Here is a 20,691-nt window from a genome sequence, read left to right on the forward strand (position 1 = left end):
TCCTCCTTGGCCGAGAGGTGTCCGGTAGGCGAGGATCTCCGCCATGGACCTCCTGAACACGCTGGTGGACAAGGGCCTGCGGCGTGAGCTGCCGACCCGCGAAGAAGCCCTCGCCGTACTGGCGACTTCCGACGACGATCTGCTCGATGTGGTGGCCGCGGCCGGCAAGGTGCGCCGCCAGTGGTTCGGACGGCGGGTGAAGCTGAACTATCTGGTGAACCTGAAGTCCGGTCTGTGCCCCGAGGACTGCTCGTACTGCTCGCAGCGCCTCGGTTCCAAGGCGGACATCCTCAAGTACACCTGGCTGAAGCCCGATGAGGCGTCGAAGGCCGCCGCCGCGGGTGTCGCCGGCGGTGCGAAGCGGGTGTGCCTGGTGGCGAGTGGCCGGGGGCCGACCGACCGCGATGTCGACCGGGTCTCGAAGACGATCGAGGCGATCAAGGCGGAGAACGAGGGCGTCGAGGTGTGCGCCTGTCTGGGGTTGTTGTCCGACGGACAGGCGGAGCAACTGCGCGAAGCGGGCGCGGACGCGTACAACCACAACCTCAACACCTCCGAGGGCACATACGGGGACATCACCACCACGCACACCTACGCGGACCGCGTGGACACCGTCCAGAAGGCGCATGCCGCAGGGCTTTCGGCCTGTTCAGGGCTCATCGCCGGCATGGGCGAGAGTGACGGGGACCTGGTCGACGTGGTGTTCGCACTGCGCGAGCTCGACCCGGACTCGGTGCCGGTGAACTTCCTGATCCCGTTCGAGGGGACGCCGCTCGCCAAGGAGTGGAACCTCACGCCCCAGCGGGCGCTGCGGATCCTCGCCATGGTCCGTTTCGTCTGCCCGGACGTCGAGGTACGGCTCGCCGGTGGCCGCGAGGTGCAGCTGCGCTCGCTCCAGCCGCTGGCGCTGCATCTCGCCAACTCGATTTTCCTGGGCGACTATCTGACCAGCGAGGGCCAGGCCGGCCAGGCGGACCTCGACATGATCGCGGACGCGGGCTTCGAGGTGGAGGGCGCGGACACCACCACGCTGCCCGAGCACCGCGCGGACGCGGTCGCGACTTCGGGCGGCGGCTGCGGGCCGTCGCACGGCGGCGATGACGGCGGGGTCTGCGGTTCGTCCCACGGTGACGGCGGCTGCGGTTCGTCCCACGGCGGTGGCTGCGGGCCCTGCGGTGGCGGTGCGTCCGCACCCGCATCCGCACCCGAGACCTCTGCCGCGCGTCCGGATCTGGTGGCGGTGCGGCGCCGTGGCACCGGGACGGACCTCGCGCCGAATGCGTAGCGACGAGGTACGCCGGCTCGTCGAACTGGACCGGGCGCATGTCTGGCATCCGTACGGCCCGATGCCGGGCCGTACGGACCCCCTGGTCGTCGAGTCGGCGTCCGGGGTGCGGCTCCGGCTCGCCGAACCGGCCCACGGCCGGCGGGAGCTGGTCGACGGCATGTCCTCCTGGTGGTCAGCGATCCACGGCTACAACCACCCCGTGCTCAACGAGGCGGCGCGCGGCCAGCTCGACCGGATGAGTCATGTGATGTTCGGCGGGCTCACCCACGAGCCCGCCGTCCGGCTCGCCGCCCGACTGGTCGAGATCACTCCGGAACCCCTGCGGCACGTCTTCCTGTGCGACTCCGGCTCGGTCGCGGTCGAGGTCGCGGTGAAGATGTGCTTGCAGTACTGGCGTTCGGTGGGACGGCCGGAGAAGCAGCGGATGCTGACCTGGCGCGGCGGGTACCACGGCGACACCTGGCAGCCGATGGCGGTGTGCGACCCGGACGGCGGGATGCACCACCTGTGGTCGGGGGTGCTGCCGCACCAGGTCTTCGCGGACGCCCCTCCGAACGGCTCCCCCGGTGACTCCGGCTACGAGGAGGCGTACGCGGACCATCTGCGCGGGCTCATCGCACGTCATGCGCATGAGCTGGCGGCGGTGATCGTGGAGCCGGTGGTGCAGGGCGCGGGGGGGATGCGGTTCCACTCCCCCGAGTATCTCCGGGTGCTGAGGGAGGCCTGCGACGCCCATGACGTACTGCTCGTGTTCGACGAGATCGCGACGGGCTTCGGACGCACCGGCGCGCTCTTCGCGGCGGAGCACGCAGCGGTGTCCCCCGATGTCATGTGTCTGGGCAAGGCACTGACCGGGGGGTACGTGTCGATGGCGGCGACGCTGTGCACCGCCAGGGTCGCTGACGGGATCTCCCGGGGAGAGGTCCCGGTGCTGGCGCACGGGCCCACCTTCATGGGCAACCCGCTGGCTTCCGCGGTCGCCTGCGCGTCGATCGATCTGCTTCTGAGCCAGGACTGGGCTCAGGAGGTCAAGCGGATCGAGGCGGGTCTGCACACGGGGCTCGCGGAGGCGCGGTCGCTCCCGGCGGTACGGGATGTACGGGTGCTCGGGGCCATCGGTGTCGTCCAGCTCGACCACCCGGTGGACATGGAGGCGGCGACCCGGGCGGCCGTCCGCGAGGGCGTCTGGATCCGTCCCTTCCGCGATCTGCTGTACACCATGCCGCCGTTCGTCACGAGCGACGAGGATCTGGCCCTGATCGCACGGGCGGTGTGCGCGGCGGCGGCCGCGGGCTGACTCAGCCACGTCTGCGGCAGCGGAAGAACGAGAGCGAGGAACGGCATGGGTGTCATCGTCGTCAGCGGAACCGGGACCGAGATCGGCAAGACCGTGGTCACCGCGGCCGTGGCCGCCGTGGCCGCGGCCACGGGCCGCAAGGTGGCCGTGCTCAAGCCCGCGCAGACCGGGCTGGTGTCCGGCGAGCCCGGGGACGCCCACGAGGCGGCACGGCTCGCGGGCCACGGAGTGACGGCGGTGGAACTCGCCCGGTTCCCGGAGCCGTTGGCTCCGAACACGGCCGCGCGCAGGGCGGGCCTTGCGGCGGTGGGACCGCGGGAGGTCGCCGAGGCCGCGGAGAAGCTCGCCACCGAGCACGACCTCGTGCTCGTCGAGGGGGCGGGCGGTCTCCTCGTACGCCTCGACGACACGGGCGGAACGCTCGCCGACGCCGCCGGGCTGCTGCGCGCACCGGTGCTCGTGGTCACGGCCGCCGGGCTCGGGACGCTGAACGCGACACAGCTCACCACCGAGGCGCTACGGGCGCGATCGCTGGAACCGCTGGGAGTCGTCATCGGCAGCTGGCCCACCGCACCCGACCTCGCCGCACGCTGCAACCTCGCCGACCTGCCCGTCACGTCGGGCGCGCCGCTGATCGGCTGCGTGCCCGCGGGCGCGGGCGCGCGGGAGCCCGACGCCTTCCGCCGTAGCGCGCCGTCCTGGCTCGCGCCGGTGCTCGGTGGCGCCTGGGACGCGGACGCCTTCACCACGGCGGTAGCCTGACCGGATGGGTGGCTTGGTGCCCGCGAGGGTCAGCGAGATCGTCTTCGACTGCGCCGAGCCGGCGGCACTGGCCCGGTTCTGGGCCACGATGCTCGGCGGTGAGCCGGTGGAGCGCGAGCCGGACTGGGCGTATGTCGACCCGCCCGGGTTCGTGCGCATGGCGTTCCAGCGCGTACCGGAGGGCAAGCAGGTCAAGAACCGGCTGCATCTCGACCTGGAGGCGGACGGCATCACGGACGCGTCCGCCGCAGCCGTGCGGCTCGGCGCGTCGCTCGTCGGCGGCATCGTCAGCGACGAGCAGGGCTCGTTCCAGGTGCTGCGGGACCCCGAAGGCAACGAATTCTGCTTTTGTGAGTGACGGACCGGCTGATCCTGGCCGTCCGGGGGGAGAATCTCCGTACCGGTCGTCCGAGGAGGCCCACGATGCCGTTGCGCGCGCCGAACGTCACCAGGGATGCCGTCCACCACCCCCTGTTCGCCCGTTTCTACGCCCGGATCAGCGTCGCCGCCGACACCAGAGCCGGGGTCGCGGAGTACCGCGGTGAGCTGCTGTCCGGCCTTTCCGGCCGGATCATCGAGATCGGCGCCGGCAACGGGCTGAACTTCCCGCACTACCCGGCGGCCGTGTCCGAGGTCGTGGCGATCGAACCCGAACGTGTCCTGCGGCAGTTGGCGGTGGCCGCGGCGCGGCACGCCGATGTGCCGGTCGATGTGGTGCCGGGCGCCGCCGAGGCCCTGCCGGTGAAGAGCGAGGCGTTCGACGGGGCCGTGGTGTCCCTGGTGCTCTGCTCGGTACGGGACGTCGCCCGGGCGCTCGGCGAGATCAGGCGGGTGCTGCGGCCGGGCGGCGAACTGCGCTTCTTCGAGCACGGCCGGGCGCCCGGACGGGTCATGGCCGGGGCGCAGCGGGCACTCGACCGCACGGTGTGGCCCCTGCTGTTCGGCGGCTGCCACACCGCCAGGGATCCGCTCGCCGCGATGGAACAGGCCGGCTTCGAGATCGGCGCCTACCGATCGCTGTACATCCCCGAGAAGGGGCCACGGCTCCCCTCGTCGTTCACGGTGCTCGGAGTGGCGCGCCGGCCCTTCGCGGCGGACGGGCCGGACGGACCGGAGCGGAACGAGCCCTGAGCGGCTCCGCTCCGTCCCCGGATCACCCCTGAGGCCTGTCCGACTGATCCGCGAAGGCCCGCAGCGCGTCGGCCGGTTCTTCGTGGGCTACTGGTCCATCTTCGCGTTCGGCTCGTCGACACGCCGGGACAGCTCCTCGATGTCGGCGGGCGCGGTGGGGCCGGGCGAGGGTGCGGACGGATGACTTCCGGTGATCTTTCCGTCAGGGACGGAAAGCAGAGTCAATCACTCCATTGCCGCAGTTCAGCGGCGATGGCCCGGACATCCGCCTTGCCCTTTTTGACCAGCCGGGCGAGGTCCCGCACCTGCTCGGGCGTGGTGGCCACCTTCAGTCCGCAGGCGACGAGATAGCCGTAGGCCACGGCGGAGGCGAACATGGCGTTGGAGTGTTCCAGAGCCGGTACGTGCAGCAGAAGCTGGAGCAGGGACGCGGCCCGTGTGTGGGGGTCGCTGTAGACGGGCGTACCGAATATCTCCGCCTCATGCCGGCTTACGGCGGCCACGAGCGCGCCCCAGTCGGTGACCTGGGGGTCTCCCGGGGTCTTGTACTCGGCGACCATGAGGAGCCAGGCGAGGTCGATCGAGAGGGTCAACGCCCGCCCTCGCTCCCCTGCGACGCACCGCCCGGAGTGTCCGGCGTCCCGAACTCCTCGGTGAACACCGCCTCGTACTGCTGCATGAAGTCCGCCGCCGCCTCGACGAAGGTGCGCCCCACCTCCCCCGCGTCCTGCTTGACGAGCTCCTCGATGTAGCGGTTCACGCTCACGCCCCGCTGCTGGGCCCGCCGCCGGGCGGCCTCGGCGGTGCTCTCGTCCACGCGTACGTTCAGCTGAGTCTTCGCCACACCCTCAAGCTAGCGCCGTAGCGCTAGCACCGGCAAGCACGGCTCGATCGGCCCGGGCGGCGTCACCGACTGCTTTGCCGGTCCTTTACCATAGGTGCCACCACACGGCCTTCGAACGAAAGGTGTGAGCGTCCGCCCATGGGCGAGCCTCCCAGTAGTAGTCATCACCTCGGAAACCGAGCGTTCCTCCTCCCGCTGGCCGATCATGGGACGGAGGTGAACCGATGACCGAAGTGCTCCTGCTCCTGGTGGCGGTGCTGCTCTGCCTCGCCTGCGGAGCGTTCGTCGCGGCGGAGTTCTCGCTCACGACGGTCGAGCGCCCCGAACTCGAGCGCGCCGCCGAGCGGGGTGAGCGCGGCGCCGCCAGCGCGCTGAAGGCGGTCCGCGGGCTCACCTTCCAGCTCTCCGGGGCCCAGCTCGGCATCACCGTGACCAATCTGGTCGTCGGCATGCTCGCTGAGCCCTCGATCGCCAAGCTGATCACGGGTCCGCTCGAGGCGATCGGCGTGTCCGAGTCCGTGGCCTCGTCTCTCGCACTGGTCATCGGCACGACACTGTCGACGATCGTGCTGATGGTCGTCGGCGAGCTGGTCCCCAAGAACTGGGCGATCTCCGCTCCGCTCGCGGTGGCCAAGGTCGTCGCCACCCCGCAGCGGGTGTTCTCCGCCGCGTTCCGTCCGCTGATCGGCCATCTGAACAGCATGGCGAACCGCATGGTGCGCCGGTTCGGGTTCGAGCCGACGGAGGAGCTCGCCTCGGCGCGCACCCCCGAGGAGCTCATCGCCCTGGCCCGGCACTCCGCCAAGGAGGGCGCGCTGGAGGCGGACACCGCCGAGCTGTTCGTCCGCACCCTCAACCTCGCCGAGCTGACGGCCGAGAACGTGATGACCCCGCGCGTCCAGGTCACCGCCCTCGAAGCGCAGGCGACCGCCGAGGACGTCGCCAACGCCACCCGGGCCACCGGACTCTCGCGCTTCCCCGTCTACCGGGACAGCCTCGACACGGTCATCGGGATCGCCCACATCAAGGACGTCCTCGCCGTACCAGCCGACGAGCGGCACCGGCACCCGGTGCTCGAGCTGCTGCGGGAGCCGGTCCTGGTGCCCGAGACGCTGACCGTAGACCGGCTCCTGGACCGGCTGTCCGCCAAGCGGACGATGGCCGTGGTCATCGACGAGTACGGCGGCACGGCCGGGGTGGTCACCCTGGAGGACATCGTCGAGGAGGTCGTCGGCGAGGTGCGCGACGAGCACGATCCGCACGAGACCGCCGACCTGGCCCGCGCGGGCGAGGACGCGGACGGCCGGGCCCTGTGGTCCGCCGACGGGGCCGCACGCACCGATCAGCTCCAGGCCATCGGGCTGCGGGTGCCGGACGGTCCGTACGAAACGCTGGCCGGTCTGATCGCCCGCACCCTCGGCCGGATACCGGCTGTCGGCGACACCATCGAGCACTCGGGCTGGCGGCTCGATGTCGTGGACGCGTCCGGACGGCGGGCGGCACGCGTGCTGCTGCACGCGCCCCTGCTCCCGGCGGACGATGACGCCGGGACCGACACCGACCACGACACCGACGGGCCGGCTGACCACGACGCCGACGGGAGGTCCGCGCGATGACCGCGATCCAGCTCTTCATCGCCTTGCTGACCCTGGTCGTCAACGCCTTCTTCGTCGGCGCCGAGTTCGCACTGGTCTCGGTGCGCCGCAGCCAGATCGAGCCGAAGGCCGAGCAGGGCGACCGGAGGGCGCTGAGCGTCATCTGGGGCCTGGAACACGTCTCGGCCCTGCTGGCCGCGGCTCAGCTCGGCATCACCCTGTGCACGCTGGTGCTGGGTGTGGTCGCCGAGCCGGCGATCGCGCACCTGCTGGAGCCGGTCTTCGACGCCGTCGGAGTGCCGCACGGGCTGGCGTACCCGATCTCGTTCGTGATCGCGCTGGCGGTGGCGACGTATCTGCACATGCTGCTCGGCGAGATGGTGCCCAAGAACATCGCGCTCGCCGAGCCGACCCGTACGGCGCTGGTCCTCGGTCCGCCGCTGGTGGCGCTGGCCCGGGCGCTGCGTCCAGTGATCTTCACGATCAACGCCTTCGCCAACGCCCTGCTCAAGCTGCTGCGGGTCGAGGTCAGGGACGAGGTCTCCGCGACCTTCTCGGACGACGAGCTGGCCCGGATGGTGCGCGACTCGGGGGACGCGGGACTCCTGGACGACCGGGCCGCCGAGCGGCTGCACGACGCGCTGGAGCTGGGGCGGCGGCCGGTGCGCGAGGTCGTGATGCCGGTCGGGCGGCTGGTGTACGCACAGGTCGGCACCACGCCCGAGGAGCTGGAGCGGCTGTCCGCGGAATCGGGCTTCTCCCGCTTCCCGGTCCTGGACGACACGCGCCAGATCCTCGGCTACCTGCACGTGAAGGACGCTCTGGACGAGGCTCCCCGCGATATGCCGTTCCCGGTCACGGCACTGCGGCCGATCGCTCGCGTACGTGGCGTGACCCCGCTCGACGACGTGCTGACCGCGATGCGCCGCAGCCGGACCCATCTTGCCGCGGTGCTCGACGAGGACGGCAAGCTGGCCGGACTGGCCACGATGGAGGACATCCTGCGGGAGCTGGTCGGCACGCCGGGTCAGGGCCGCTGAGCCGAAGGTGCGCGGTCCGTGGTCTCGGTGATGCCGGGGCCGCGCCCGCCCACTTTCGAGGCGCCTATCGCCGTGAGCACGGAGAGCAGGGTGGCCAGACCGGCCGTCGCCAGCGCGGCGGGCCAGTCGACGTCGAAGAGGCTCGTCGCCTTGGCGACGAGCACAGCGGCGAGGGACTGGGCGAAAGTGCGGATGGCGCGTTCGGCGGTGGCGACCCAGAAGGCGCCACTCAGCAGGTTCGTCATGCACAGGACATTACCGAGCCGTGAGCAACCGACTACGACCGGTCCCCGGCCGTCAGCCGGACACCCCGGACCCCCAGGGCATACCGCGCGGTATGATCGGCCCGCCATGGAGATGAATGCTACGTACACCAGCTTTGTCGCGATCGGCGACTCCTTCACCGAGGGCATGTCCGACGGGCAGCCCGACGGCTCGTACCGGGGCTGGGCCGATCTCCTCGCGGCACGGCTCGCGTCCCGCACCCCCGGCTTCCGGTACGCGAACCTCGCGGTCCGCGGGAAGCTCATCGGCCAGATCGTCGATGAGCAGGTGGACCGCGCCGCCGGCATGAACGCGGACGTGGTGACCCTCGTCGGCGGACTCAACGACACCCTGCGCCCGAAGTGCGACATGGGACGGGTGCGGGGGCTGCTCGACGAGGCGGTGGAGCGGCTGGCACCCTCCTGCGGCCGACTGGTGCTGATGCGCAGCCCGGGGCGCAACGGCCCGGTCATGGAGCGCTTCCGCCCGCGCATGGAGGAGCTGTTCACGCATATCGACATGCTCGCCGCCCGGCATGGCGCGCTGGTGGTGGACCTGTACGGGGCCCCGGTCCTCGGGGACCAGCGGTTGTGGGACGTGGACAGACTGCATCTGACCGCCGAGGGCCACCGGCGGGTCGCCGAGGCGGTCTGGCAGACACTGGGGCTGGCCGCCGAGGAGGACTGGCGGGCTCCGCTGCCCCCGGCCGCGCCCCCGGGATGGTCCTCCCGGCGCGCGGCGGATCTGCGCTTCGCCCGGGAGCATCTGGTGCCCTGGATCGGACGGCGGCTCACCGGGCGTTCCTCCGGCGACGGCAGGCCGGCCAAGCGGCCTGAGCTGCTTCCGTACACCGCCCCGCTCATCGCTCAGCGCACCGCCCCGCAGACCGCTGCGATCGACGGGGAGACCGCAGGGCTCTCGTAGCAAGCCACAAATCGGGGCGGGGCGCTGGCCTGCGCAAACCGCCAGTAGAATCCGTACACGTGACTGCCAAGCCCCGCATCCCCAATGTCCTGGCCGGCCGCTACGCCTCCGCGGAGCTCGCTGACCTGTGGTCCCCCGAGCAGAAGGTGAAGCTGGAGCGCCGGCTCTGGCTGGCCGTGCTGCGTGCCCAGCGGGACCTCGGGATCGAGGTGCCCGAGGCCGCGCTCGCCGACTACGAGCGTGTACTCGACCAGGTCGATCTGGCCTCCATCGCCGAGCGCGAGAAGGTCACACGGCACGATGTGAAGGCCCGCATCGAGGAGTTCAACGCCCTCGCCGGTCATGAGCACGTGCACAAGGGCATGACCTCCCGTGATCTGACCGAGAACGTGGAACAGCTCCAGATCCGGCTCTCGCTGGAGCTGGTCCGCGACCGCACGGTGGCGGTGCTCGCCCGTCTCGGCGCGCTGTCCGGTCAGTACGCGGAGCTGGTGATGGCCGGCCGCTCGCACAATGTGGCCGCGCAGGCCACGACGCTGGGCAAGCGATTCGCGACAGCCGCCGACGAACTCCTCGTCGCCTTCGGGCGGCTGGAAGAGCTGCTGGGCCGCTATCCGCTGCGCGGTATCAAGGGACCGGTCGGCACCGCCCAGGACATGCTCGATCTGCTCGGCGGTGACGCGGCCAAGCTCGCCGAGCTGGAGCAGCGCATCGCCGCTCACCTGGGCTTCGCACAGGCCTTCACCTCTGTCGGCCAGGTCTACCCGCGGTCCCTGGACTACGACGTGGTCACGGCGCTGGTGCAGCTCGCCGCGGCGCCGTCCTCGCTCGCGAAGACCATCCGGCTGATGGCGGGGCACGAGCTGGTCACCGAGGGCTTCAAGCCCGGCCAGGTCGGCTCCTCGGCGATGCCGCACAAGATGAACACCCGTTCCTGCGAGCGCGTCAACGGACTGATGGTCATCCTGCGGGGCTACGCCTCGATGACCGGCGAGCTGGCGGGTGACCAGTGGAACGAGGGCGATGTCTCTTGTTCCGTGGTGCGCCGGGTGGCGCTCCCGGACGCCTTCTTCGCCTTCGACGGACTGCTGGAGACCTTCCTGACGGTGCTGGACGAGTTCGGCGCCTTCCCCGCGGTCGTCGCGCGTGAACTCGACCGCTACCTCCCCTTCCTGGCCACGACCAAGGTCCTGATGGGCGCCGTTCGCGCCGGAGTCGGCCGGGAGGTCGCCCACGAGGTCATCAAGGAGCACGCCGTGGCCTCGGCGCTGGCGATGCGCGAGCAGGGCGCCGAACGCAACGAGTTGCTGGACAAGCTCGCAGCCGATGAGCGCATCCCGCTGGACCGCGCCGGGCTCGATGCCCTCATGGCGGACAAGCTGTCCTTCACGGGCGCCGCGGGCGACCAGGTCGCGGCGGTGGTCTCGCGTATCGAGGAGATCACCAAGCAGCACCCCGAGGCCGCCGGGTACGCCCCCGGGTCGATCCTCTGAATCGGACGCCCCGGTTCACGCCGGCTGAGCTGGAGGCCGCCCGCGATCGCCTCGTACCCGATGTGATCGCGGACGGCCTCGCCGTGCTGTTCTGCGGGATCAACCCCGGTCTGCTGACGGCGGCGACGGGCCATCACTTCGCCCGCCCGGGCAACCGCTTCTGGCCGGTGCTGCACCTCGCGGGCTTCACCCCGCGGCAGTTGCGTCCGGACGAGCAGGGCGAGCTGCTGATGTACGGACTCGGCATCACCAATGTGGCCGCCCGCGCCACCGCCCGCGCCGACGAGCTGGACGCGGAGGAGTTCCGTGAGGGAGGCAGGATCCTGACGGAGAAGGTGGAGCGGCTGCGGCCCCGCTGGCTCGCCGTCGCCGGGATCACCGCGTACCGCACGGCCTTCGGGGAGCGCGGCGCGCGCATCGGCCCACAGGAGCGGACGATCGGCGGGACGCGGATCTGGGCGCTGCCCAACCCCAGCGGCCTCAACGCCCACTGGACCGTGCAGTCCATGGCCGAGGAGTACCGGCGGCTGCGCCTGGCCGCCGGGGTGGCCCAGCAGGCTGCCTGAGTTCCCCGGGCACGCTGCCTCGTACCGGGCAGGCGGCGCCGCGCGAGGATCGCCCGGCGGCTGTGTTGCGGGCTCCGCGCGCCAGGTCCATAGTCCGAAGCATGGACCCGCGAGGGGCGGCGGACCCGCGAGAGGCGGCCCTGCGCCGGGCGTACGACCATGCCGTTCGCTGGCTCGCGAGCCTGTCCGAGCGGCGGATACCGGCCCGGGCGTCCGTCGAGGAGGTCGTCCGCGCGCTCGGCACCGAGCTGCCGGACGGTCCGAGCCCGCCCGAGGACGTGATCGAGCTGCTGGCCACCGCCTGCGAGCCCGGACTCACGGCCTTCCCCAGCGGCCGTTTCTACGGCTTCGTGATCGGCGGGAGCGAACCAGCCGCCCTGGCCGCCGACTGGCTGGTGAGCGCATGGGACCAGAACGCCGTGCTGCGCCTGATCTCCCCTGCGCACACGGCGGTGGAGGACATCGCCGAAGGATGGCTCCTGGACCTCCTGGGTCTGCCGCCGGGCAGTGCCGTCGGCTTCACCACCGGCGCCACCATGGCCAACTTCACCTGTCTCGCCGCGGCACGCGACACGGTGCTGAGACGGGCGGGCTGGAACACCGCCCGCGACGGGCTCAGCGGCGGTCCTGCGGTCCGGGTGCTCGCCGGTGAGTGCCGCCATATGACGATCGACCTGGCGCTCCGCTATCTCGGGCTCGGTGCACCGCGTCCGGTGGCGGCGGACAGCCAGGGACGCATCATCCCCGCCGCGCTGCTGGACGCCCTGGGCGCAGGCACAGGCAAGGGCACGCGATCGGCGCCACCGACGATCGTCGCGCTCCAGGCCGGGGAGATCCACACCGGAGCCTTCGACCCGTTCGAGGAGACGGTCGAGGCCGCCCGCGCCGCGGGCGCCTGGGTGCACATCGACGGCGCCTTCGGCCTCTGGGCCGCGGCGTCCCCCGAGTACGCCAGGCTGACCGCGGGCTGCGCGCAGGCCGACTCCTGGGCCACGGACGCCCACAAGACCCTGAACGTCCCCTACGACTGCGGTCTCGCCGTGGTACGGGACGCCCCTGCGCTGCGCGCGGCGATGGGCCAGCGCGGCGACTACCTCATCCAGCATGAACGGGGCGACCCCTTCGACAAGGTCCCCGAACTCTCCCGGCGGGGCCGGGCCTTCACCGTCTGGGCCGTGCTCCGTTCGCTCGGCAGGTCCGGGGTCGCCGCCCTTGTCGAGCGATTGTGCCGCCACGCCTCGGTGTTCGCCCGTGGCATCGCTGCCATCGAGGGGGCGCGAGTGCTGAACGACGTGGTGTTCACCCAGGTCTGTGCCGACTTCGGCGACGACGCGCGCACGGACCGGGTGCTGGACCGGGTGCTCGCGGACGGCACGGTCTGGATCAGCGGCTCCACCTGGAATGGCCGCCGGGTGATGCGCATCTCGGTGTGCAACTGGTCCACGACGGATGACGACGTGGCCCGGGCACTGGACGCGATCCGCCGCGCGGCTGCGGCAGCCTCGTAGAACCCGGTCAGGGAGGATCCGTCTCGGTGACCACGGCCAGCAGCTGGTACGGCAACTCCGTGTCCCACTTCGAGATGCCGAGCGCCACCCACAGCCCGTCCACACGCCACAGGTGCACATCCGGCACCGAGTTGCCGAGCACCTGCCAGGGCTCGGGTATCTCCTCACCGTCCTCGACGGACCGGACGAACAGCGAGTACAGACCGAACACCTGCGGCTCCCCCCACCGTTCGCTCAGCAGCAGCGCCAGTGCCTCGCGCTCCGCCTCGAACTGCGCGGCCACGATCTCCATCCGGGAGCGGTCGTCCCAGAACCCCTCACTCGTGCTCAGCTCGGCCGTGTGGAAGCCGGGGCCGCTCTCGCCCACGTCCGACCGGCCGGACGCCACGGGGAAGGGCCGTGAGCGCAGCAGGTCGATGGTCGCCAGATGCCGAGCGAGGGTGGTCATGTGTTCCAGTAAAGCCGTCGCCACTGACATATGGCGTGCCGTCAGGCGTCCCCGCAGCGAGTACGATCCGCCAGACACCCGCACGACCAGGAAGGACCCACCGTGGGGCGGCTGACCGGTGGAGACCCGTCGCTGCTGCGGCGCATCAACTCCGCGGTGGTGCTGGATGCGCTGCGGGGCGCCGGTACCGCCACGCTCACCGATCTGACCCGCGCCACCGGGCTGTCGCGCCCCACGGTCGAGGGAGTGGTCGAGGGACTGATCGGGGACGGGCTCGTCGCCGAGGTCGCGCCCGGGGAACCCGAGAAGGGCCAGACCAGGCGGCAGGGCCGCCCGGCTCGGCGGTTCCGGTTCCGGACGGAGGCGGGGCATCTCCTCGGTGTGGAGATCGGCCCGCACCGGGTGGCCGTGCTGCTGTCCGGTCTTGACGGCGGGATCTCGGGCACCGGCTCGCGGGAGGTGGCTCAGACCGCGTCCGCCGACGAGCGACTGGAACAGGTGCGCGCGCTTGTCGCCCAGGTGCTGCGCCGCTCCGGTGTCGCCCGCAGCTCGCTGCGCGCCGTGGGCGTGGGCACCCCGGGGATCGTGGAGGCCGACGGCACCGTACGGCTGTGCACCGCACTGCCCGGCTGGACGGGGCTGGCGCTGGGCGAGCGGCTGCGGCGGTCGTTCCGCTGTCCCGTGCTGGTGGAGAACGACGCCAACGCCGCGGCGGTCGCCGAGCACTGGAAGGGCTCGGCCACGGACTCCGACGACATCGTCTTCGTCCTCGCCGGGCTGAGCCCCGGCGCCGGTTCCCTGATCGGCGGACGGCTGCACCGGGGCTTCGGCGGCGCGGCCGGGGAGATCGGTGCCCTGCATCTGCTGGGTCGCGAGGCCACTCCGGAGGCCCTGCTGTCGACCACCGGTGAGCCCCTGCCCCCGCTGGACGAGCAGGCCGTCGCGGAGGTCTTCGCCGACGCCCGCCGGGGCGACGAGCGTGCCCGCGCGGCGGTGGACCGGTTCATCCAGCGCCTGGTGCACGATGTGGCGGCTCTGGTGCTGGCGCTGGACCCCGAGTTGGTCGTGGTCGGTGGCTGGGCGGCCGGGCTGGAGGGTGTCCTGGATCCGCTGCGCGACGAGCTGTCACGCTTCTGTCTGCGCCCGCCCCGTGTGGCCCTGTCGGTGCTGGGCGAGGCGGCGGTGGCGACGGGTGCGCTGCGCGTGGCGCTGGACCATGTGGAGGAGTCGCTGTTCGCCCTGGCGGGGACGGTGACGGAACGGCGCTGACCGGCGCGCCGCCACTCCGTTTCAGTCGCCGAAGGTGAGTCGGCACGTGTCCGCGCGATAGGTGGCGACGGAGACCGCGGCGATGCGGTCGGCGCTGACGTAGCGCGTGGTCACGACCAGTACGGGCGCACCGGGCAGCCGGTCCAGCTCCTTGGCGTCGTCGGCGCGGGCCGAGCCGAGCTCCACGGCGCGGTCCTGCCCGTCCAGGGGGAGCTGCCGCAGTACGTGCAGCACCTCACCGGCCAGGGCGGCGCCTGAGGGGGCGTCGACGGTGGACGCGAACTCGGAGGAATCACCGGGCACATAGAGCAGTTCGGCAGCCACGGGCTGACCGTGACGGACCAGCATCCGGCGCACCGTGTGGACTTCGTCGTCGCTGGCGGTGCCGAGCGCCATGGCGACGGCGGCCGGTGGCCGGGAGAGCAGACAGCCGACGGGCTCCCAGGCGTCCCCCGGCCCACCGGGCCAGTCCTGCGGGGATGTGGAGACGTCGACGCCCATGCGGGGTGGCGCCACGGTGGTACCCACGCCCCGACGACGCTGCAACCGCCCTTCCAGCGTGAGCTGTTCCAGGGCCTGACGGAGCGTGGCACGGGCGACACCGAAGCGGGCGGCGAGCTCACGCTCGTTGGGCAGGACCTCGCCGACGGCGAACTCGGAGTCGAGCGCCTCGCCGATCACGGTCTTGAGGTGCCGGTACTTCGGCTCCGGCACCGCTTCCAGCTGCGTGGTCCCCACCTTGTCCTCCGTGCCTGCCTGTCCCGGTGGTTTTCCGTGGCTTGTTTATTAAAGGTTCCTGCACTATGTCTGCGACCATAGAGCGGCCCCATCGGCTGGTCAAGACCAATCCTTGGGCCCGAGGCGACCTGGAGTCACCCTTTACGGGGGGCTGGGGATCCTGGGCTTCGTCTACAGGAAGTTCGTGAGTTTGTCGGGGTTGCGCACCAGGTAGACGCACTGGATCCGGCCGTCCCTGACCTCGATCTGCACGAGGGTGTCCGGCTGACCGCCCACGAGCAACAGCACCCCGGGCGCCCCGTTGACCTGCATGAAGCGGTACTCCACCCCGGCCGCTGACCCCGTGGCGACGGCCGACAGGAAACGGCCGACCTTGTCGGCCGTGTCGATGACGCGCCGTGCCGCCTTGGCCCTGCCGCCGCCGTCGCTGACCAGCCGCACATCGGGGGCGAGCAGTCCGAGCAGGGCGTCGAGGTCACCGCCGCCCGCCGCGGCCAGGAACCGCTCGGTGAGTTCACGGCGCTGCGCCGCGTCGACGTCGTACCGCGGCTTGCGCTCCCCGACATGGCGACGGGCCCGCCCGGCAAGCTGTCGCACCGCCGCCTCGCTGCGTTCGAGGGTGACCGCGATGTCGGCGTACGGGAATCCGAACGCCTCCCTCAGCACGAACACCGCGCGCTCCAGCGGTGACAGCGACTCCAGGACGATCAGCACCGCCAGCGAGACGGACTCCTCGAGCACGGCGCGCTCGGCGGTGTCCGGCGAGAACGCGCCGGACTCGGTCGCGACGGGCTCGGGCAGCCAGGGCCCGACATAGGTCTCACGCCGGGACTGCGCCTGCCGTAGCCGGTCGATCGCCAGCCGGGTGGTGACCCTGACGAGATAGCCGCGGGGCTCCCGGACGTCCCCGCGCTCCTCGGCGGACCAGCGCAGCCAGGCGTCCTGGACCACGTCCTCGGCGTCGGTGAACCGGCCGAGCATGCGGTAGGCAACGCCGGTCAGCACGGAGCGGTGGGTCTCGAAGACATCAGCGGCGGATTCGGCAGGCACGTGCGGCGCGCTTCCCCTTGAACTGGAGGCTACTGAGCGGTAATCCTGTGCTGACAAACCGTATCAGCGGGCGCGGCCGCCGAGTTCAAGGAGCAGCAGCATGGCCTCGAAGGTCTCGTTCGACGTGGTTTCGGCCGGTGTGCGCCAGTCCCTGACCGTGGCTTATGAGCGCACGGGGTCCGGTGAGCCCCTGCTACTGCTCCACGGCATCGGCCACCACTGGCAGGCCTGGGAGCCCGTCATCCCGCTGCTCGCACCGGAGCGCGATGTCATCGCCGTCGACCTGCCCGGTTTCGGCACGTCCGCCGCGCTGCCCGCGGGCATGGCGTACGACCTGTCCACCGTGGTGCCCGTGCTCGGCGGGCTCTGCGAGGCACTCGGCGTGGAGCGGCCGCATGTCGCGGGCAACTCACTCGGCGGGCTGCTCGCCCTGGCAATGGGCCGCGAGAAGCTCGTCCGCTCCGTGACCGCGCTCTCCCCGGCCGGCTTCTGGACGGAGGCCGAACGCCGCTACGCGTTCGGGACGCTGCTGACGATGCGGCGCGCCGCCCTGGCGCTGCCCCGGCCGATGATCGACGGTCTGGCCCGCAGCGCCCCCGGGCGCGCGGCCCTCACCAGCACCATCTACGCCCGCCCGGGCCGCCGCTCACCCGAGGCGGTGGTCGCCGAGACCCTCGCCCTCCGTGGCTCCACCGGCTTCCACCGGACCCTGGGCGCCGGTCGCGGGGTCCTGTTCACCGACGACGTACCCGGAATTCCGGTGACGGTGGCCTGGGGCACCCGCGACCGCCTGCTGCTGCGCCGCCAGGGCGTCCGCGCAAAGCACGCCATCCCCGGCGCCCGTCTGGTGCGGCTGCCCGGCTGCGGTCATGTCCCGATGAACGACGACCCCGCGCTGGTGGCCCGGGTGATCCTCGACGGCAGTCGCTGAGCCGGCGGGGCGGCGGTACACCCCGGCCCCCCGGCCCGTCGCCACCACCTGATCGGCGCTCGCCGCCGGGCCGCCCGCTTCCGGTGAGCCGCCCCGCGCCATCGTCGACCTGACGGTGGCGGCCGGCCCCGTGGAGGGCTGCGGCGCCGGCGAGCCGGTGCCCCGGTTTCGCCGAACTCCCCGCGCGGGGTGCTCAACATGCCCGGCGGACCAGTGCGGTTCGGCTGCTGGGCGCGAACACCGAAGTCCCTGATCACCCTCGCACGGAAACCGGCCAGAACACCCAATAGGTACCCAAACGGATACTTAACCAGGCAGTCACAAAGCGTTCGTGATCACGCAACAACGCTCCGCCACAGTGATGGCATGACTGACACGACTTCCGCGAAGCATCCCCGCCGCCGGCACCACTGGCGGCGGGACCTGGTCGAACTGGCCGCCCTCTTCACCGCTGTCGCCGTGGCCGACGCCGTCGCGAACACGGTCGCCCACGGCCCCGACGGCCCGTATCTGCTGGCTGTCTCGGCTGTCGCGCTCATCGCCACGGCCGTGTTCCACGCCTGGTGGGCACGCCGCCACGGCCATGCGCCTCCGACCGCGTATACCGGCGGTCCCGGAGCGGCAGCCTCCGGCACCGCCGGCACCGACGCACCCCATGACACGGGCATCTCTGACACAGGCACCGCCGGAGAGCCGGGCCGGCCGGACGGGACCGCGCTGTGGCGCATGCGGACCACGGTGAAGGACCGGCCGGGCAGCCTCGCCGCCCTGTGCACCGCGCTCGCCCGTCACCAGGTCGACATCCTCACCCTCCAGACCCATCCGCTGGCCGCCGGCACGGTCGACGAGTTCCTGCTGCGCGCCCCCGCCGCGCTCCCGGCCCAGCAGATCACCCGCGAGGTGGCGGCCGCGGGCGGCAGCAGCACCTGGATCGAGCGGGCCGACGCCCATGACCTGGTCGACATCCCGACCCGGCTGCTCGGCCTCGCGACCCGCGCGGCCCTCGACGCCGCCGAACTCCCGCTCGCCCTCCGCCAGCTGCTCGGCCGCTGCACCATCCACGCCCAGCCCGCGGTCACCCTCGGAGGCCGACCGAACGGCGACCCCGTTCCCGTCGAAGGCGTCCTGGAGGAGACCGTGCTGCGGCTGCGTGATCCGAACGGTGGCACCATCACGGTGGAGCGGCCGTATCTGCCGTTCACTCCCACCGAGTTCGCCCGTGCCCGCGCCCTCGTGGAGCTCGACGCCCGGCTCGGCCCGCGTGTCCCGCGCGGCCAGGATGTACTGACCCTGCCGGAGGCGGGCGAGATCACCGTGCGCCGCGCCGACCGCGGCGACGTCCCCGCGGCCCGTGCGATGCACGACCGCTGCTCGGCACGCACGCTGGCGCTGCGTTACCACGGCCCGGTCGGCGACGCGGACCGCTATCTGAACCATCTGCTCAGCCCGAGCTTCGGCCGGAGCCTCGCCGTCGAGACGGCGTCCGGCCGGCTCGTCGCCCTGGGCCATCTGCTCTGGGACGGCGACGAGACGGAGGTGGCCCTCCTCGTCGAGGACGACTGGCAGCGCCGCGGTATCGGCTCCGAGCTGCTCGGCCGTCTTGTCGCGATGGCCGTCGACGCGGGATGCGAGAGCGTGTACGCCGTGACACAGGCGTCCAACACCGGCATGGTCGCCGCCATGCGCGGGCTCGGCTTCCCGCTCGACTTCCAGATCGAGGAGGGCACCCTGGTGATCAGCGCACGGCTGGACTCGGCTCCGCTGCCGTCCGGGCCTCCCCACGAGCTGCCGCGGGCGCTTGGCCGCGAACCGCAGTCGCCGCTCCCGCACGGCCGGACCGCGCGGGGGTAGCGCTCAGCGCCCCGCACAGGTCGGCCCAGAGGTCTTCCACATCCTCGAGACCGACCGACATCCGCAGCAGCCGGTCACTGACGCCTGCGGCATGCCGGTCTCCCTCGGCCACGATGCGGTGGCTGATGGAGGCCGGGTGCTGGATCAGGGTGTCGACGCTGCCGAGGCTCACCGCGGGCGTGATCAGCCGGACACCGGCGATCACCTCGCGGGCGTCTCCATGGACCTCGAAGGCGACCATGGCGCCGCCCACCGCCGGGTAGTGCACCCGGGCGACACGCGGGTCGGCGGAGAGCCGCCTGGCCAGGTCGGCGGCCGTCACCGATGCCGCGCGAATCCGCACCGGAAGCGTGGCGAGTCCCCTCAGCAGGAGGTAGCCCGCCATCGGGTGGAGCACCCCACCGGTGGCGAACCGCACCTGGCGCAGTGCGGCGGCGAACTCCTCGTCACAGGCGACGACGCCGCCCATCACATCGCCGTGTCCGCCGAGGTACTTGGTCGCGCTGTGCAGCACGATCCGTGCGCCCTGCTCCACCGGGCGCTGGAGCACCGGGGTGGCGAAGGTGCTGTCGACCAGCAGGGGCACCGAGCCGCAGGCATGGGCGAGCGCCCTGATGTCGGTCTCGGCGAGCGTGGGGTTGGCGGGGGTCTCGACCATGACCAGTCCGGTGTCCGGCCTGATCGCGGCGGCGACGCCCGCCGGGTCGGTCCAGGTGACCTCGGTGCCGAGCAGGCCGCCCTCCAGCAGATGGTCGCTGCAGCCGTACAGCGGCCGGACGGCGACCACGTGACGCAGCCCCATCGAGGCCCTGACCAGCAGTACCGCGGTCAGCGCGGCCATTCCGCTGGCGAAGGCCACCGCGTCGCCCGCGCCTTCGAGGCGGGCGAGTGCCGTTTCGAAGCGGGCCGTGGTGGGATTGTCCAGCCGGGCGTAGACGGGCGGTCCGTCGAGCCGGGCGCCGGTCGACGCGAAGGCGTCGATCCGCGCCGCCTCTTCCGCCACGTCGTGCGAGGGGTAGGTGGTGGACAGGTCGATGGGTGCGGCGTGCAGGCCGAGCGACACGAGGTCTTCGCGGCCGGCGTGCACGGCTTCGGTGGCGAGTGCCCGGCTGCCCGGGGTGGGGACGTTCGAGGCGACGTGATCCATGAGCGAAGAGTGAACAACTACCGGTGAGTAGCGGGATCGCTCCGTGTTACGTTCGGGCCATGGCTTCATCCGTCGTACTGGACCCGGTCGATCTCCACATACTGCGCGTTCTCCAGAACGACGCCCGGACCACCTACCGGGAGGTGGCGGCCGAAGTGGGTGTCGCACCCTCGACCTGTCTGGACCGGGTGGCCCGGCTGCGGCGCAGCGGAGTGATCCTCGGCCATCAGCTCCGAATAGATCCGGCCAAACTCGGCCGCGGTCTTGAGGCGCTGCTCTCCGTTCAGGTACGCCCGCACCGGCGCGAACTGATCGCCCCTTTCGTCGACCGGATCCGGGCGCTGCCCGAGACACGTGCGCTCTTCCATCTGACGGGCCCGGACGACTATCTGGTGCACGTGGCCGTTGCTGACACGGCCGATCTCCAGCGACTGGTGCTGGACGAGTTCACCTCGCGACCCGAAGTCGCCCGTGTGGAGACCCGGTTGATATTCCAGCAGTGGGACTGCGGACCGCTGCTTCCGCCGGGAATCGAGGCCTGAGCG

At 71.8% G+C, this 20,691-nt stretch carries 23 protein-coding genes; 15 read left to right on the forward strand and 8 right to left on the reverse strand.

Annotated features, from left to right (window positions below):
* The first annotated feature begins 43 nt into the window (after window positions 1–43).
* The 5 genes from bioB to ACFV6V_RS25130 all read left to right on the forward strand — a co-directional run bounded on the left by bioB (window position 44) and on the right by ACFV6V_RS25130 (window position 4,478).
* Window positions 44–1,285, forward strand: coding sequence for a biotin synthase BioB (bioB, locus tag ACFV6V_RS25110; RefSeq protein WP_385568982.1), 1,242 nt, complete (start codon window positions 44–46; stop codon window positions 1,283–1,285).
* Complete coding sequence (locus tag ACFV6V_RS25115) at window positions 1,278–2,585, forward strand: adenosylmethionine--8-amino-7-oxononanoate transaminase (RefSeq protein ID WP_385568985.1); 1,308 nt, start codon at window positions 1,278–1,280, stop codon at window positions 2,583–2,585. Before bioB ends, ACFV6V_RS25115 begins: the two co-directional genes overlap by 8 nt.
* 45 nt (window positions 2,586–2,630) lie before the next feature.
* Entirely contained in the window at window positions 2,631–3,347 is a 717-nt protein-coding gene (gene bioD / locus ACFV6V_RS25120) for a dethiobiotin synthase (protein ID WP_385568987.1), read from the forward strand.
* 4 nt (window positions 3,348–3,351) lie between these two features.
* Complete coding sequence (locus tag ACFV6V_RS25125) at window positions 3,352–3,705, forward strand: VOC family protein (RefSeq protein ID WP_385568990.1); 354 nt, start codon at window positions 3,352–3,354, stop codon at window positions 3,703–3,705.
* A gap of 65 nt (window positions 3,706–3,770) precedes the next feature.
* Window positions 3,771–4,478, forward strand: coding sequence for a class I SAM-dependent methyltransferase (locus ACFV6V_RS25130; protein WP_385568992.1), 708 nt, complete (start codon window positions 3,771–3,773; stop codon window positions 4,476–4,478).
* 87 nt (window positions 4,479–4,565) lie between these two features.
* On the opposite strand, the gene ACFV6V_RS25135 is transcribed toward ACFV6V_RS25130, so the two are convergent.
* From ACFV6V_RS25135 to ACFV6V_RS25145, 3 genes are read right to left on the reverse strand one after another with little or no spacing between them, the layout of a single operon-like run.
* Entirely contained in the window at window positions 4,566–4,703 is a 138-nt protein-coding gene (locus tag ACFV6V_RS25135) for a hypothetical protein (RefSeq protein ID WP_385568995.1), read from the reverse strand.
* On the reverse strand, window positions 4,700–5,071 hold the full coding sequence (locus tag ACFV6V_RS25140) for a fic family toxin-antitoxin system, toxin component (RefSeq protein WP_385568997.1): 372 nt from the start codon (window positions 5,069–5,071) through the stop codon (window positions 4,700–4,702). The genes ACFV6V_RS25135 and ACFV6V_RS25140 overlap by 4 nt, the downstream gene beginning before the upstream one ends.
* On the reverse strand, window positions 5,068–5,322 hold the full coding sequence (locus ACFV6V_RS25145) for a toxin-antitoxin system HicB family antitoxin (RefSeq protein WP_385568999.1): 255 nt from the start codon (window positions 5,320–5,322) through the stop codon (window positions 5,068–5,070). The genes ACFV6V_RS25140 and ACFV6V_RS25145 overlap by 4 nt, the downstream gene beginning before the upstream one ends.
* A gap of 224 nt (window positions 5,323–5,546) precedes the next feature.
* Between ACFV6V_RS25145 and ACFV6V_RS25150 the strand changes: the two genes are divergently transcribed.
* Together ACFV6V_RS25150 and ACFV6V_RS25155 are read left to right on the forward strand one after the other, a co-directional pair.
* Window positions 5,547–6,938 (forward strand): hemolysin family protein, encoded by a 1,392-nt coding sequence (locus tag ACFV6V_RS25150; protein ID WP_385569001.1) that lies wholly within the window; start codon window positions 5,547–5,549, stop codon window positions 6,936–6,938.
* Window positions 6,935–7,957, forward strand: coding sequence for a hemolysin family protein (locus tag ACFV6V_RS25155; protein ID WP_385569003.1), 1,023 nt, complete (start codon window positions 6,935–6,937; stop codon window positions 7,955–7,957). The genes ACFV6V_RS25150 and ACFV6V_RS25155 overlap by 4 nt, the downstream gene beginning before the upstream one ends.
* Here ACFV6V_RS25155 and ACFV6V_RS25160 read toward each other — a convergent pair.
* A complete protein-coding gene (locus ACFV6V_RS25160) occupies window positions 7,945–8,202 on the reverse strand; it encodes a holin (RefSeq protein ID WP_385569006.1) in 258 nt (85 codons plus the stop codon). The genes ACFV6V_RS25155 and ACFV6V_RS25160 overlap by 13 nt on opposite strands.
* Window positions 8,203–8,308: 106 nt before the next feature.
* Between ACFV6V_RS25160 and ACFV6V_RS25165 the strand changes: the two genes are divergently transcribed.
* From ACFV6V_RS25165 to ACFV6V_RS25180, 4 genes are all read left to right on the forward strand, one after another.
* Window positions 8,309–9,145 carry an SGNH/GDSL hydrolase family protein gene (locus ACFV6V_RS25165; protein WP_385569008.1) on the forward strand — a complete coding sequence of 279 codons (837 nt, stop codon included), beginning with the start codon at window positions 8,309–8,311 and terminating at the stop codon, window positions 9,143–9,145.
* Window positions 9,146–9,204: 59 nt separating this feature from the next.
* Complete coding sequence (gene purB, locus ACFV6V_RS25170; protein ID WP_385569010.1) at window positions 9,205–10,638, forward strand: adenylosuccinate lyase; 1,434 nt, start codon at window positions 9,205–9,207, stop codon at window positions 10,636–10,638.
* Window positions 10,635–11,204, forward strand: a complete 570-nt coding sequence (gene mug, locus ACFV6V_RS25175; protein ID WP_385569073.1) for a G/U mismatch-specific DNA glycosylase — start codon at window positions 10,635–10,637, stop codon at window positions 11,202–11,204. The genes purB and mug overlap by 4 nt, the downstream gene beginning before the upstream one ends.
* A 101-nt stretch (window positions 11,205–11,305) precedes the next feature.
* Window positions 11,306–12,712, forward strand: a complete 1,407-nt coding sequence (locus ACFV6V_RS25180; protein ID WP_385569012.1) for a pyridoxal phosphate-dependent decarboxylase family protein — start codon at window positions 11,306–11,308, stop codon at window positions 12,710–12,712.
* A gap of 7 nt (window positions 12,713–12,719) precedes the next feature.
* On the opposite strand, the gene ACFV6V_RS25185 is transcribed toward ACFV6V_RS25180, so the two are convergent.
* Window positions 12,720–13,160, reverse strand: coding sequence for a hypothetical protein (locus ACFV6V_RS25185; RefSeq protein ID WP_385569015.1), 441 nt, complete (start codon window positions 13,158–13,160; stop codon window positions 12,720–12,722).
* A 102-nt stretch (window positions 13,161–13,262) separates the two neighbouring features.
* On the opposite strand from ACFV6V_RS25185, the gene ACFV6V_RS25190 reads away from it, so the two are divergent.
* Entirely contained in the window at window positions 13,263–14,429 is a 1,167-nt protein-coding gene (locus ACFV6V_RS25190; RefSeq protein ID WP_385569018.1) for an ROK family transcriptional regulator, read from the forward strand.
* Window positions 14,430–14,450: 21 nt separating this feature from the next.
* On the opposite strand, the gene ACFV6V_RS25195 is transcribed toward ACFV6V_RS25190, so the two are convergent.
* Together ACFV6V_RS25195 and sigJ are read right to left on the reverse strand one after the other, a co-directional pair.
* Window positions 14,451–15,167: a GntR family transcriptional regulator gene (locus ACFV6V_RS25195; RefSeq protein WP_385569021.1), complete on the reverse strand. Its 717-nt coding sequence runs from the start codon at window positions 15,165–15,167 to the stop codon at window positions 14,451–14,453.
* Between the two features lie 171 nt (window positions 15,168–15,338).
* Window positions 15,339–16,148 carry an RNA polymerase sigma factor SigJ gene (gene sigJ / locus ACFV6V_RS25200; RefSeq protein ID WP_385569076.1) on the reverse strand — a complete coding sequence of 270 codons (810 nt, stop codon included), beginning with the start codon at window positions 16,146–16,148 and terminating at the stop codon, window positions 15,339–15,341.
* Between the two features lie 169 nt (window positions 16,149–16,317).
* Between sigJ and ACFV6V_RS25205 the strand changes: the two genes are divergently transcribed.
* Window positions 16,318–17,148 (forward strand): alpha/beta fold hydrolase, encoded by an 831-nt coding sequence (locus ACFV6V_RS25205; protein WP_385569023.1) that lies wholly within the window; start codon window positions 16,318–16,320, stop codon window positions 17,146–17,148.
* 366 nt (window positions 17,149–17,514) lie between these two features.
* Window positions 17,515–18,999 (forward strand): GNAT family N-acetyltransferase, encoded by a 1,485-nt coding sequence (locus ACFV6V_RS25210; RefSeq protein ID WP_385569027.1) that lies wholly within the window; start codon window positions 17,515–17,517, stop codon window positions 18,997–18,999.
* On the opposite strand, the gene ACFV6V_RS25215 is transcribed toward ACFV6V_RS25210, so the two are convergent.
* Window positions 18,884–20,146: a trans-sulfuration enzyme family protein gene (locus ACFV6V_RS25215; RefSeq protein ID WP_385569030.1), complete on the reverse strand. Its 1,263-nt coding sequence runs from the start codon at window positions 20,144–20,146 to the stop codon at window positions 18,884–18,886. The genes ACFV6V_RS25210 and ACFV6V_RS25215 overlap by 116 nt on opposite strands.
* Window positions 20,147–20,205: 59 nt before the next feature.
* Between ACFV6V_RS25215 and ACFV6V_RS25220 the strand changes: the two genes are divergently transcribed.
* The gene (locus ACFV6V_RS25220; RefSeq protein WP_361284452.1) at window positions 20,206–20,688 is read left to right on the forward strand and encodes an Lrp/AsnC family transcriptional regulator; all 483 of its coding nucleotides are present in this window, start codon (window positions 20,206–20,208) and stop codon (window positions 20,686–20,688) included.
* Window positions 20,689–20,691 lie beyond the last annotated feature (3 nt).

The sequence above is a fragment of the Streptomyces sp. NPDC059828 genome (assembly GCF_042731955.1).
Classification (GTDB): domain Bacteria; phylum Actinomycetota; class Actinomycetes; order Streptomycetales; family Streptomycetaceae; genus Streptomyces.

Coding starts and splice junctions, on each gene's coding strand:
- ACFV6V_RS25205 (WP_385569023.1), top strand. CDS start 16,318: ATGGCCTCGAAGGTCTCGTTCGACGTGGTTTCGGCCGGTGTGCGCCAG.
- ACFV6V_RS25155 (WP_385569003.1), top strand. CDS start 6,935: ATGACCGCGATCCAGCTCTTCATCGCCTTGCTGACCCTGGTCGTCAAC.
- ACFV6V_RS25130 (WP_385568992.1), top strand. CDS start 3,771: ATGCCGTTGCGCGCGCCGAACGTCACCAGGGATGCCGTCCACCACCCC.
- bioD (WP_385568987.1), top strand. CDS start 2,631: ATGGGTGTCATCGTCGTCAGCGGAACCGGGACCGAGATCGGCAAGACC.
- ACFV6V_RS25220 (WP_361284452.1), top strand. CDS start 20,206: ATGGCTTCATCCGTCGTACTGGACCCGGTCGATCTCCACATACTGCGC.
- ACFV6V_RS25150 (WP_385569001.1), top strand. CDS start 5,547: ATGACCGAAGTGCTCCTGCTCCTGGTGGCGGTGCTGCTCTGCCTCGCC.
- ACFV6V_RS25215 (WP_385569030.1), bottom strand. CDS start 20,146: ATGGATCACGTCGCCTCGAACGTCCCCACCCCGGGCAGCCGGGCACTC.
- ACFV6V_RS25185 (WP_385569015.1), bottom strand. CDS start 13,160: ATGACCACCCTCGCTCGGCATCTGGCGACCATCGACCTGCTGCGCTCA.
- ACFV6V_RS25125 (WP_385568990.1), top strand. CDS start 3,352: ATGGGTGGCTTGGTGCCCGCGAGGGTCAGCGAGATCGTCTTCGACTGC.
- ACFV6V_RS25160 (WP_385569006.1), bottom strand. CDS start 8,202: ATGACGAACCTGCTGAGTGGCGCCTTCTGGGTCGCCACCGCCGAACGC.
- sigJ (WP_385569076.1), bottom strand. CDS start 16,148: ATGCTCGGCCGGTTCACCGACGCCGAGGACGTGGTCCAGGACGCCTGG.
- ACFV6V_RS25210 (WP_385569027.1), top strand. CDS start 17,515: ATGACTGACACGACTTCCGCGAAGCATCCCCGCCGCCGGCACCACTGG.
- ACFV6V_RS25180 (WP_385569012.1), top strand. CDS start 11,306: ATGGACCCGCGAGGGGCGGCGGACCCGCGAGAGGCGGCCCTGCGCCGG.
- ACFV6V_RS25115 (WP_385568985.1), top strand. CDS start 1,278: ATGCGTAGCGACGAGGTACGCCGGCTCGTCGAACTGGACCGGGCGCAT.
- bioB (WP_385568982.1), top strand. CDS start 44: ATGGACCTCCTGAACACGCTGGTGGACAAGGGCCTGCGGCGTGAGCTG.
- ACFV6V_RS25165 (WP_385569008.1), top strand. CDS start 8,309: ATGGAGATGAATGCTACGTACACCAGCTTTGTCGCGATCGGCGACTCC.